At 56.1% G+C, this 12,382-nt stretch carries 12 protein-coding genes; 7 read left to right on the forward strand and 5 right to left on the reverse strand.

Annotation, left to right across the window (positions count from 1 at the left end; all coding sequences use genetic code 11):
- The first annotated feature begins 183 nt into the window (after positions 1-183).
- The 3 genes from IEW66_RS03080 to IEW66_RS03090 are packed head-to-tail and all read left to right on the forward strand — an operon-like array spanning position 184 to position 4,487.
- The gene (locus IEW66_RS03080) at positions 184-894 is read left to right on the forward strand and encodes a hypothetical protein (RefSeq protein WP_229657466.1); all 711 of its coding nucleotides are present in this window, start codon (positions 184-186) and stop codon (positions 892-894) included.
- Between the two features lie 47 nt (positions 895-941).
- Positions 942-2,441 (forward strand): histidine ammonia-lyase, encoded by a 1,500-nt coding sequence (gene hutH / locus IEW66_RS03085; protein WP_188680216.1) that lies wholly within the window; start codon positions 942-944, stop codon positions 2,439-2,441.
- 33 nt (positions 2,442-2,474) lie between these two features.
- Positions 2,475-4,487, forward strand: a complete 2,013-nt coding sequence (locus IEW66_RS03090) for a threonine--tRNA ligase (protein ID WP_188680218.1) — start codon at positions 2,475-2,477, stop codon at positions 4,485-4,487.
- A 230-nt stretch (positions 4,488-4,717) separates the two neighbouring features.
- Here the strand turns inward: IEW66_RS03090 and IEW66_RS03095 are convergent, their stop codons facing one another.
- Both IEW66_RS03095 and IEW66_RS03100 read right to left on the reverse strand, forming a co-directional pair.
- Entirely contained in the window at positions 4,718-4,990 is a 273-nt protein-coding gene (locus IEW66_RS03095; protein ID WP_188680219.1) for a ferredoxin family protein, read from the reverse strand.
- Positions 4,991-4,992: 2 nt separating this feature from the next.
- A complete protein-coding gene (locus IEW66_RS03100; protein ID WP_306789755.1) occupies positions 4,993-6,294 on the reverse strand; it encodes an FAD-dependent oxidoreductase in 1,302 nt (433 codons plus the stop codon).
- Between the two features lie 62 nt (positions 6,295-6,356).
- Here IEW66_RS03100 and IEW66_RS03105 point away from each other — a divergent pair, with 62 nt between their 5' ends.
- Entirely contained in the window at positions 6,357-7,037 is a 681-nt protein-coding gene (locus IEW66_RS03105; protein WP_188680221.1) for an endonuclease III domain-containing protein, read from the forward strand.
- Here IEW66_RS03105 and eif2g read toward each other — a convergent pair.
- Positions 7,010-8,248, reverse strand: a complete 1,239-nt coding sequence (eif2g, locus tag IEW66_RS03110; protein WP_188680222.1) for a translation initiation factor IF-2 subunit gamma — start codon at positions 8,246-8,248, stop codon at positions 7,010-7,012. The genes IEW66_RS03105 and eif2g overlap by 28 nt on opposite strands.
- A gap of 4 nt (positions 8,249-8,252) precedes the next feature.
- Entirely contained in the window at positions 8,253-8,639 is a 387-nt protein-coding gene (locus IEW66_RS03115) for a 30S ribosomal protein S6e (protein WP_188680223.1), read from the reverse strand.
- A 401-nt stretch (positions 8,640-9,040) separates the two neighbouring features.
- Here IEW66_RS03115 and mobA point away from each other — a divergent pair, with 401 nt between their 5' ends.
- The gene (gene mobA / locus IEW66_RS03120; RefSeq protein WP_188680224.1) at positions 9,041-9,562 is read left to right on the forward strand and encodes a molybdenum cofactor guanylyltransferase; all 522 of its coding nucleotides are present in this window, start codon (positions 9,041-9,043) and stop codon (positions 9,560-9,562) included.
- Between the two features lie 58 nt (positions 9,563-9,620).
- Positions 9,621-10,586, forward strand: coding sequence for a GTP 3',8-cyclase MoaA (moaA, locus tag IEW66_RS03125; protein WP_188680225.1), 966 nt, complete (start codon positions 9,621-9,623; stop codon positions 10,584-10,586).
- Here moaA and IEW66_RS03130 read toward each other — a convergent pair.
- A complete protein-coding gene (locus IEW66_RS03130) occupies positions 10,565-11,854 on the reverse strand; it encodes an APC family permease (protein WP_188680227.1) in 1,290 nt (429 codons plus the stop codon). The two genes, moaA and IEW66_RS03130, sit on opposite strands and share 22 nt — an antisense overlap.
- A gap of 51 nt (positions 11,855-11,905) precedes the next feature.
- Here IEW66_RS03130 and IEW66_RS03135 point away from each other — a divergent pair, with 51 nt between their 5' ends.
- Positions 11,906-12,340: a molybdenum cofactor biosynthesis protein MoaE gene (locus IEW66_RS03135; protein ID WP_188680229.1), complete on the forward strand. Its 435-nt coding sequence runs from the start codon at positions 11,906-11,908 to the stop codon at positions 12,338-12,340.
- Positions 12,341-12,382: the final 42 nt, after the last annotated feature.

Below are 12,382 nucleotides of genomic sequence, written 5' to 3' on the forward strand. Positions count from 1 at the left end.
AGGGCACCGATCTGCATTGGAGGGGCATTGCAACCAGGCGATTCCCTTTGGGTATTGGCGACAGTGACCGGACGGCAACAAGTTTTATAACCTAACTGTGCCTACGTCAGATGCACTTAAGGATGTGCCTGAGGTGGACTCAGCCTCTGCCAGAATAAAGTGCGATGAGGGGGACATCTGGAGTTGACGACCTACACCGTGAAGGGTAATCAGGTTCTCAGGGGCCCGGACCCTGTTGGTTCCTACGAGAGGGAGAACGATGGCATCAGGACCAGATCGGTAAAGGTGACAGCTGGCAGCACCACCATAGAGATGCAGAGGCGCAGCAGCGGGAGGTTCGAGATACTCAGGTCAGGCGTGCCTGTGGGGTACGAGGAGCGCGGTCTCCGAATCGTGTATGAGGGCCAAGTGTACGAGCCGGAGAGCAGAAGGGCACTCGTGCACTTTGTCAACGGCTCTGAAAACAGACTCGTTATTATGAGCATGGGTATGGAGGCTGTGGTGGTCGAAAGGTCTCAGGATTCCATAAGCGCAACATCAGATCTGAATCCAGATGTGGCACTGGTCTGCCTTGGCATGCTCGCCCCGTATTCCAGGCCTGCGGTTGCACAGGCTGTGACAACATATTCGCCCTACTCCAGGAGGAGGGCCTATTACAGGCTCAGCCCTGGTCTCAGGGCAGCTTCGATACTGGTATCCATTTTCGGGCTCATGCTGCTCGGAGGGTTGCTCAACCTCTACTTGCCCATACCTTACTATGTGAGTGTCATCGGGGGGTTCTTGCTGGCCTTCGTGGTTCCCGCCATCATAGGCGTGCTCGGAAGAAAAAGGGCCATGAGGAGGGCAGAGGAGGTCGCCATGGAAGGGGATGGAGGGGGCAACAAGGCCCGCTGATGGGAGTACCTGCCTAAATTTTTGTTTTCCCGAAGCTTATCCCCAGCATGGATGTGGAGATCGACGGCAGGACGCTGAACATATTCAAGGTAAGGGTGGTGGCTGAGAACAGGGCTAAGGTGCGCATACCGGGGCATACGAGGGATTCATTGGGTGCCAGCAGGCATAGGTTCATGAACCTCATCTCCTTGGGTCTCAGGGTCTACGGTGTGAATACAGGTTTCGGTAGCCTCCTGAACGACACGGTGAGCGCATCGGATGCATCGGAGCTGCAGGCTAACCTCCTGAGGAGCCACTCATCAGGTGTGGGCAATCCACTTAGCCCTGAGCATGTGAGGTCGATCATGCTTGTGAGGGCAAACTCCCTGGCCGTGGGTTATTCCGCGGTTGATCCAGCCCTGCTTGACCTCACATGCGAAATGATCAACAGGGGCCTGACGCCTTACGTGCCGTCTCTTGGGTCTGTGGGAGCCAGCGGTGACCTTGCGCCACTGGCCCACATTGGCCTCGCCATGATGGGCGAGGGCGAGTTCATTTTGGACGGAAAGAGGGTGAGATCATCAGAAGTCCTGAGATCCGTAGGCCTTGAGCCGTACCGGTTCGGCGCAAAGGAAGCTGTGGCTTTCATCAACGGCACATCCTGCATAACAGGTATACTTGCCTACGAGCTTTCAAGGGCCTACGAACTGATGCAGGCAGCGGTCGTATCCTCCATCATGTCGCTGGACGCCCTCGGGGCAACGAGGAAGGCGTTCACTCCATGGGCAGTTGCCTCCAGGCCCCACCCGGGCCAGGTGATGATAGGGGAGGCCATCTACAGTGCGACTGAGGACAGCGAGATAATGAACTCATCACAGAGGGTGCAGGACGCTTACACGCTGAGGTGCATACCCCAGGTATACGGTGCCACACTCGACGCCATGGACTATGTCAGGTCGGTGGTGGAGAGGGAGATGAACTCTGCAACTGACAACCCACTCTTCAACGGTTCGGAGGTGATATCCTCAGGGAACTTCCACGGCCAGCCTGTGGCCCTGGCCTGCGACTTCCTATCCATAGCGCTCACCTCCATGGGCTCAATGGTGGAGAGGAGGGTCTCCAGAATGGTGGACTCGAACCTGAGTGGCCTCCCTCCATTCCTCGTGGAGAAACACGGCCTCAACTCCGGCTACATGATACCGCAGTATGTTGCCGCCGCGCTGACTAACATGAACATGGTGCTGAGCCACCCATCGAGCACCGGGAGCATACCGACATCTGCAAACCAGGAAGATCATGTGAGCATGGGCATGAACGGTGCCATCAAGCTCTCGCAGATCGTGGACAACCTCGGCAACATCCTGGCCATAGAGCTGCTCCTGGCGGCACAGGCACTGGAGTTCTCCAGGGGTAAGCCGTCAAGCCTGACGGATAAGGCCTACAGGCTGATAAGGAATGAGATACCGCCCCTGGATTCGGACAGGCCACCATACCTGGACATAGAGAAGCTCCGTTCCCTGCTGCCCTCCATAGCGGAGATCTCGCCGGTAAAATTCGGGCAAACGTAGCCTGTTATATACCTGAAGGATTTCACTGCGCATATGACGAATTCCCTTGTCTTCACAGCCAGGCCAGGAAAGAACTACATGGAACAGATACCACGGGATGTGAAAGGCAGAGCAGTGGCAGTTATGGCTGAGGGAAAGATCTACGACCTCAGGCTATCACCGGAAAGGGAAGTTGAGGCACAGGTTGTCACCCAGGACAGTGAGGAGGGCATCAGGATCCTGAGGCATTCTGCTGCCCACCTGCTGGCCCAGGCGGTCACTGAACTGTACCCTGGAGCGCTTCCAAACGCAGGCCCTGTTACTGAAGATGGCTTTTACTATGACATATTCATGGATCCGATAAGCTCGCAGGACCTTGAGAGGATAGAGGAGAGGATGCGCGAGATAGCATCCAGGGACATTCCTATAGTGAGGGAGGTGCACAGCCGCCAGGAGCTTCTCAGCATCTTTTCCTGTAATAGGTTTAAGCTGGACAAGATCAGGGCCAATGTGCCGGAGGGCGGCCAGTCTACGGTTTACAGGCAGGGCGAGTTCGTGGACTTCTGCCAGGGACCGCATGTGCCCAGCACCGGCTACCTGAAGCATGTGAAGCTGCTCTCGGTTGCCAGCACCAACTACCTGGGTGACCCTTCGAGGGAGAGGCTCATAAGGATCTACGGCACCGCGTTCCCGGATGAGAAGTCCCTCAAGCAGTACCTGAAGAACAGGGAGGAGGCCCTCAGGAGGGACCACAGGAGGATAGGGGAGGAGATGGACCTTTTCGTATTCAATTCCGAGAGGGCCCCAGGCTTCCCACTCTACACCCCATACGGCGCGGCGATAAGGAACGAGCTCATCCAGTACATGAGGGATCTCAACAGGGAGAACGGCTGGCTGGAGGTCTCGACGCCGCACATATTCAGGGACACCATATGGAAGCAGTCCGGGCACTACGCCAAGTACAGGCCAAACATGTACGTGTTCCAGCTTGAGGACGGCGACGGCTACGGCGTTAAGCCAATGAACTGTCCCGGCCACATAACAATCTTCGAGAGGAGGATGTACAGTTTCAGGGAGATGCCTGTGAAGCTGTGTGAGGCGGGCACTGTTTACAGGTACGAGAAGTCAGGCGAGGTCGGTGGCCTCACCAGGCCCAGGATGTTCACCATAGATGACGGCCACGCGTTCCTGAGGAAGGACCAGATACAGGAAGAGGTAATTTCCATACTCAGGATGATAACCAGGACGTTCAGGGAAATACTCGGCATAACTGACATGAAGTTTGACCTGAGCGTCATAGACAGGGAGCACCCTGAGAACTACCTCCTCTCCTACAGGTGCCACTCCTGCTCTTCTGTCTCTGAAATACGCGCGGCCTCACTACAGGGTGAACTTGCCTGCCCGGTATGCGGTTCCAGGGAAATAGAGCCTGACTTCTCGGCATGGGATGAGGCCACGGAACAGCTCAGGAAGGCTCTGGAGTCCCTGAACATCCAGTACAAGGAGTATCCGGGAGAGGCTGCATTCTATGGCCCGAAGATCGATGTGCATGTGAAGGATGCCCTGGGGAGGTACTGGCAGTTCTCAACGGTGCAGCTCGACTTCTTCATGCCCATCAACTTCGACCTCACGTATGTGGGGAGCGGTGGCAGCAAGGAGCGCGTGGTGATGATACACAGGGCCATATACGGCAGCTACGAGCGCTTCATGGCGCTCCTGCTTGAGAACTTTGCAGGCAAGCTGCCCACATGGCTGTCCCCGATCCAGGTCTACATTACTCCGGTTAGCAACTCCTACGATGACTATGCCGCTGAGGTCTCCAGGGCACTCTCGAGAGAGGGCATCAGGGTTGAGCTGGACACCTCTCCAGAGACTGTTGCCAAGAAGATCAGGATGATCCGGCAGAAGCGCCCGGCATACATTGTAGTGGTCGGTGAGAGGGAGAGGTCATCCGGGAGCGTGACGGTCAGGAACAGGAAGGACCAGCAGAACAGCTACGGTCTTTCCGAATTCATCTCGAGGCTCAAGGAGGAAATAAGGGAGAGGAATCTGGAGCAGACCCTGTGACCCCTCATTTCAGTGTAAACTGCACTGGTTAGGTGCGCTTACATTCCGGTCCCGTCCACCTAATGCCAGGTGCCACATTAAGCTGACCGTAGAGCCGGCGTGACCATCAGGTGCCCCCAGGCCTTATGGGCAGATTCAGTCCAGATCCAACCTGTGTGTGAGAAAAGTCAGGCCTGAATAGCCAGTACTGGGGTAGAGGAAAATGTATGGTATCCGTTTAGCCCAGGGGTTCAGCCATACTTGTACTTCACTCCCCTTCCTCCCCTGGTGTTTGTCCATGTCACGCTCCCGTGGCTGCACGCCACCGAGCATGTGCCGCATTCCACGCAGTCCTCGTACTTGAAGTTGATCTTCCCGTCTATGAGAGTGTAACACCTGGCCGGGCAGGCAAAGGTGCAGAAGTGGTCCGGACATGTCTCGCATATGTCTGGCTTTATCGTAATGTGTGCGTAGCTCTTGTCTGTCTTGTAGTTCAGAAGCGCAAGCCTGTCTTCAATTTTCATGCTCACATCCTCCTCATCATGCGGTATCCCTCGATAATCGCGTCAGAGGTCTTCATCCCGCTCCTGCTCAGGGCATCCATGACGATCCTGGATATGTGCTTCTTCGGCTGGCTGTCCTCTGTGAAGAGCTGCTCGAACACTCCTTCCATGACCCTGGGAATGACCCTGTGCACAGTGTCGCTCCAGGTGACGCCCTGTATCCCCCTAAAGTCCAAGAGGTCACGTAGCACGAAGGAGTTCATCAGCCTCTCCCTGTAGGCTGCCAGTGCCTCCTCTGAGAAGTTGTTCTTCGACTTTGCCTCAATGGCGGTCTCGGCCGCGGCAATGCCGGACGCTATGGCATAGTTCATGCCCTGGAGGACTAGGCCGTTGCTGAAGGAGAAGCCAGCTGCATCGCCAGCTATCATGTACCCGTTGCCGTAGAGCTTGGGCACACCCTGTATGCCTCCCTCCTGGACGAGGTGTGCACTGTACTCCTCAACCTTGCCACCCTCTATCATGGGCGCTATGTAGGGGTGCTCCGCGAACTCCTCAATTATGTCAAAGGAATATGTGGAGCCGTTCTTCCTCAGGTCCTTCATGGATACAACCACGCCGAGCGAAACCGTGTCCTTGTTGGTGTAGAGGAAGCCGCCGGCCTTCACACCCTCAGGCAGGAAGCCAAGCACATACTCTCCGGCAAATCCAGACTTGCCCCTGAGGTTGAACCTCTCGTTTATCTTCTCCTCTCCCAGCTTGATAATCTCCTTCACTCCTATGGCCACGTCCTCATCCCTGAGCGGGGGCCTCAGTCCAGAGTCTATCGCTACCCTGGGGTTGGCACCCTCAGCGAGTATGACGACATCGGAGGTTATAAGGTCACCGCCCTGTTCGACTCCCTTCACCACACCGTCCTGGACGGCAACCCTCTCCACAGTGACCCCAGAAATGACCATCGCGCCGGCTTCCCTGGCCTTCCTAGCCAGCCACTGGTCCAGCCTGGCCCTGAGCACTATGTGGCCGGTGGCTTTCTCGGCCAGTCTCCTTGACCTGAAGTCTATGTTTATAAGGGAATCCCTGGTCAGGAAACCCACGGCCTTGGATTCGACCACCCTTTCGTAGGGGGCCTGTTTCTCCCAGCCCGGTATTATTTTCTCAAGGTCGTTGCCCCAGAGCACTCCGCCGGAGACGTTCTTGGTGCCTGGAGGGTCTGCCCTCTCCACCAGGAGCACGTTCATGCCCGAAGAAGCCATCTTGATCGCGGCAGATGTCCCGGCTGGCCCTGCACCGACGACAATGGCGTCGAACTCGCTCATTGCTTCCATATGTTTACTAGACTTATAACATTTTCAGGATGCGTCTCGCATCTTTTAATTGCTAAAACTGTATGACGATATTCGTCATGCGGCTTGCGCCCGGTTCCTTTGCAGAGGTATACAGAAGGCTCCTGCATGCCTACGGTGACCTGCACTGGTGGCCAGCCGAAACGCCGGACCAGGTGGCCATAGGGGCCATACTGACGCAGAACACCTCCTGGAAGAACGTGGAGAGGGCCATGCAAAACCTCATTTCCGCTGGCCTGGACAGGCTGGACGCCATAGCAGTAACGGGAGCCGAGGAGCTCTCCGCTCTCATAAGGCCGAGTGGCTTCTACAGGCAGAAGAGTGCACGCCTCATTTCATTTTCGAAAGCCGTTTGCAGTGCAGGTGGCCTTATGGCCCTTTCGGGCGATGAGGAGAGGGCGGAGAGAGTGCTCTCCTCCATCAGTGGGGTTGGCAGGGAGACGCTCACCTCCATAATGCTCTACGCCCTGAACTTCAGGAGGTTCGTAGTGGATAAGTACACGCTCAGGGTCTTTTCAAGGCTCGGCCTGGGCGACTTCTCCAGGAACACCAGGGCCTTGGAGGACATGGTCTTGGGGGAAAGGGAGTGGACAGTGGATGAGCTCAAGAACTACCACGCGTGCATAGTGGAGCTTGCAAAGGAACACTGCAGGAAGGAGCCTGTATGCACAGGGTGCCCCCTCTCGGACGCTTGCAGCTACGCTATGGAGAGGATGTTCCCGTAGCCTATCAGGCGCCACCTGTTGGATATCCTCCTGCCTATGGCTACCCTCTCGCCAACGGTGGCGGCCACAGGGTACTTGAGCGATATCTCCGCTGTTGTGTCCCTGGCTGAAGTTACAGTGCCCACGGTGTTTGAGGTCCCGACGGTGAGCATGAGGTTCTCCTTGCTCTTTATGGGCTCGACCTTCAGTTCCTCCTGGAAGCCGACCACTCTCTTGAGGAGGTGCGTCTCTATGGTCATGTTGAAAACTATAGGTGGCACCTTTCCCACAGCACCTATGATCCTGCCAGTGAATGAATCGCCCTTGGTGAGGAACGGGTCAAGGTAGGTGCCGACGGCCGCGAGCCCTCCTGGCCTTATCCTGTCATAAGAGTTCCTGCCAGCCATCAGGCTGGCTATCTCCGTCACAACGTTTTCCCACGTCTGCCGGTTGCCCTTGCCTGTCAGTATTCCCGGTACTATCTCTATCTCCTGGCCAACTTGGAGTTCTCCCTCGACCAGCGAGCCGCCCAGCACGCCGCCCCTAAGCCTGTCAGGTGGTGTGCCAGGCTTGTTTATATCGAAGGAACGTGCAACAAACATCTTGGGTGGGCTCTCCTGATTGAACTTGGGCGTCGGTATCTTTGTTTCAATGGCCTTAAGAAGGATGTCTATGTTCGTGGTGTGGTAAGCGCTCACGGGTATTATTGGAGCCCCCTCTGCAATGCTCCCCTTCAGGAACTTCTGTATCTCCCTGTAGCTCTCGAGCGCCCTCTCCCTTGTGACCAGGTCTATCTTATTCTGCACCACTATTATGTTCTTGATGCCCATTATCTCAAGGGCCGTGAGGTGTTCCCTGGTCTGTGGCTGCGGGCACTTCTCGTTCGCGGCTATCACTAGCAGGGCACCGTTCATTATGGCGGAGCCGGATAGCATCGTAGCCATGAGTGTTTCATGGCCGGGCGCGTCCACAAAGGATACAACCCTTGAGAGCTCACAGCTTGCATCCTTGGGCTCCCTGGTGTAGTATTCGTTGCCCTGTGCGTCGTAGCACCTGTATATGGGGGTGTCAGCGTAACCCAGCTTGATGGATATGCCCCTCTTTATCTCCTCTGAGTGCACATCGGTCTTAATTCCCGTGAGGGCCTTGGTAAGGGTGCTCTTCCCGTGGTCAACATGGCCTACCATGCCTATGTTGACCGATGGCTGGGGTATAACCTCGTTCTTCAACATGCCTCTATTCCTTCTTCTCCTCTGTACCCTGACCTATGGGCGACGGGCCGTACTGTGTTATCTTCATGTTCAGCTGGGTTATGTCCGGGCCCACTATGGATCCCCTGAAGGTAACCCTCTTCCTGAGGCCCCTCTTGCCCCTCTTCCCACTGGAGTACTTCACCAGTATTCTCTTCTTGCCCTGTATGGGCAGGTCCTTCTTCATCGGGAAACCATCAACGGAACTGCCCCCAGTTATTGTTAACTTGTATCCGGGCAGATTGAGGAATATGCCATCCACCTCGTCTCCTATCTTCCTACCCGTTAGCGCATTGAGGCTCTCCTGTGGCACCTCTATCTTGTAGGTCTTACCTGTCTTCGTATCCGCAACAACAGCTACAGTATTCGCCATACCTGATCACTCTTGGGATGAAGCACCTTGCCAGTGACTCCCCACATAATGGCACATGTAGATAAAAAGTTTAACAAACCTGGTTTAAGAGGGGGCAGGCTCCCCCTCATGTGATTGCGTGCCTGGGAGGCCACAATGCGGGCGAGTTGTCACATCCACTGAAGATAGGGGATAGCCACATGGTACGTAATGGATATGGGCCCCACCCAAGCTCTGCCTTCAGTGCCTGTGCGCAGTAAACAGTTGCCGGACACTCCCACTTCCGGTAGGTGGTAGGGCCGGATAGGCCGGGAGGAGCAGCCGTCCGCCATGATGTTGAGGCGCCAGGTCCTCTGGGCCGGTCAGTTCATGGATGGTATCGACCGGCACGGTTGATAACCGTCCAGGCATACCAGCATGCATTGATAGCAGTGATACCTGTGAAGTGGTCCTCACGCCTGCCTGGCAAGCACATGCTGCCGCTCAGGGGACGGCCCATTGTGGAGATAGTGTACAGGAAGGTTTCAGACTTGATGGACTGTGTTGTGCTCTCGAAATACGAGGTCAGCGTCCCGTACGAGAAGGACAGGAGCGAAAACATCCTGGATCTGGTGTCCCGCCTGATGGAGGAATACAGCGATGGCTTCATGCTCATAGGGGGAGACATGCCCTTCTTCCTGAGAGAAGATATTGCAACTATCCTGAGGGCGGGCCAAGGCACAGGGGCGTCACCGACAACACCCGTGGGCCCGGAGCCGATGTTCACGCTCTACAGGCCATGTGCATTGAAAGTGAGGAGGCTCTCAGATTACATTGTCGGGTGCAGGTACAGGCAGGTCAGTGCCTCATCACTCTCACCGCTGGCACTCTTCAACGTGAACACACCAGAGGACTACCTCAGGGCAAGGGCCATATCTTCAGAAAGGCCAGACCTAATACTCTGAAGACGCAAATATTGGCGCCGGGAAAGGTTAATTACCAGTAAGCAATGATTCGAGCAGGATGATATTTGATCGCTACGGCCGCCCCGTGCTGAGCATGCGCATCCAGGTCAATACGGTGTGCAACTTCCACTGTTTCTTCTGCCACATGGAAGGGACAGGGGTGCACGCCGCGCAGCTGGATGCGGAGGGTATAGAGAGGATAGTGGAGGTTGCCAGCAGCTTCGGGGTCAACAAGGTGAAGTTCACCGGCGGTGAGCCTACCCTGAGAAGGGATATAGTGGACATTGTGAGGAGGACTAGGAAGCACATTAGCGGTAACATATCGATGACTACAAACGGCGTCATGCTCCCAAGGCTGGCCAGACAGCTCAGGGAGGCTGGCCTGGACAGGGTCAACATATCCATGCACTCTACCGAGGAGGAGGGCTTCAGGATCATCACCGGAACAAACTTCCTGGGCCGGGTTAAGGAAGGGATAAGGGCTGCGAAGGAGGCGGGCCTGGGCCCGATAAAGGTCAACTTCGTCGTGCTGAATGGAATAAATGTGCACCAGATCCCTGCCATGATGGAGTTCTGTGCGGAGGAGGGCGTCACTCTCCAACTCATAGAGTATGAGACGACCAGGGAGAGGATGCACTCGGAGGAGTTCCAGAAGTACCATGTGCCACTGGAGCCGATAGAGAGGGAGATAGCCTCAAGGGCCAGGGCAGTTGAACACAACTCGCTTCACAGGAGACCTGAATACTTGGTAGAGGTCAACGGAAAGGACCTGTGGGTGGAGTTTGTGAAGCCAATGCGCAACTCGGAGTTCTGCAACCACTGCACCCGCATAAGGGTCACATCCACCGGTGAGCTGAAGCCCTGCCTCATGAGGGACGATAACCACATTGACATAAAGGAGGCCCTTGAGAAGGGGGACACGGACGCGCTCAGAAGGCTATTCATAAGGGCCGCCCTCTCCAGGGAGCCTTACTGGAAGCCCTACGAGGACCCCAGGGTGGTTCAGGCACCGGAATCCTTCTGAGCCTGATCAGCCACACGGAGTGTGTGGAACTCGCACCTCCTCGCTGTCCCGGTGAACATCAGGGCAGTCAGGTTCACGAGGGCGAAGACTGCAATCGACACCGCAGTGGGCAGTCCAGGGCCCGCAAAGTTCTCAAATATTATGTAAAGGAGGACAGATGTAGATGCCAGGGCTACAGCTGCATCAAGCGCCCTCCTCCTGCTGAGCTTCACTAGAGCGGCGTTTGAAAATATATGGACCTCCGCAAAGCACACAGCAACCACGGTTGCCAGGACCTCAAAGGTGCCGTAAAACCCGAAGCGGGAGGTGAGTGCATATTCTGCCAGCACGGAGACTGCAAGGGGCACCACGGGGAAGGCGAGCCTCCACTCACCCTGCTTCAGGACCCCGTCCGTCCTCATGGAATCCACCGCCCTCCTCATGGCGTTGCCGTACGCGACGGTGAGCATGGTCGCGCTCGTGAAGGAGAAGATGATGAAGGGAAAGGCGAGGAGGTGCAGCGGGGTACCGTTGAGGTAGGAGAACAGGTAGAAAGGGTCCTGTGTGTATGCAGGGAGGCTCCGGCCCAGGAACCTGAAGTCTGCCAGGAAGGAGTAGGCCATCATGGCCCCTCCCAGGAGGACTGTGGACACAATGGAGTAGGGCACGTACTTGCCTGGCTTTTCAGAGTCCTCGGAGACGAATATGGATGAGCCGGATCCTGAGAAGGCGAGGAGTGCAAATATGGTGCCTGCGAAGCTACTCGCCATCAGAGCGTGCCCAGCAGGCGGGCTGGAGAACATGGAGGTGTCAAGGACGAATATGAACACGGCCTCCGCCATGCCCAGGAATGTTATGAGGAGGACCGCGGTCCTGTTGCTTCCGTATACCAGAAGGATCACGAATATGCTGAAGGCCAGGGGCGCAATGTACGCAATGAGCCTGTTGGCTGTGAGGCCCTCCACCATAACCGCAATGAAGCAGGCTATGTCAGGTATCACGAGGAGCCCGTAGGCGTAGTAGAGCATCGCAACGAACTTTCCAGACCTGCCCCCGAACGCTATCCCTGAGTAACTGTAGTAGCCACCGTTCGTCACATATCTCTTCGAAAGGACGTACGGGGCATATACCGTGAGGAGGGAAGCGACAGTGGCAAGCAGGGCCACGAAGGGTGCGTAGTAGCCGGATGCACCTATTATGAGGGGGTAGAGGCCGGCGAAGTTCAGCATGGGGCCCATGGAGCTGAACGACTGCATGAACGTGCCTGCGAACCTGTAGCGGCGGGACACAGGGCGTAATCTGTGCGCACCATTAAAAACTTGGTCGGGAACCGTTTATCTATGCCATACCCATACGCATGCGTGATCCTGATAACTACTGACAGGATTGAGGACATCCAGCTGGGTCGAGAGGTGCCAGACTCTGATGGGGCCGTCGTGGAGTTCAGGGGTGTCGTCAGGGGGGTTGAAGGCGATGCGAGGATAGACCACCTTGAGTACGAAGCGTACAGGGAAATGGCGGAGAGGATGCTCAGTGAACTGGAGGAGAGGGTCAGGGAGACTTTCCATGTGTCCACAGTGACAATCATACACAGGGTAGGAAGCGTGCGTGTATCCGAGGCCTCGGTTTTGATCCGTGTGAGTGCACCCCACAGGAGGATGGCCTTCATGGCTGCAGAATACTGCATAGAAGAGATCAAGAGAAACATACCCATATGGAAGAAGGAGGTGGGCAGTGTGAACAGGTGGGTGCACGGTGACAGCTACACTGAATAGCCACTGTATTGCCTGCGGGCACACATGCCCAGCCACGTGCCT

Origin of the sequence: Thermogymnomonas acidicola (assembly GCF_014646795.1) — an archaeon.
Lineage (GTDB): Archaea > Thermoplasmatota > Thermoplasmata > Thermoplasmatales > Thermoplasmataceae > Thermogymnomonas > Thermogymnomonas acidicola.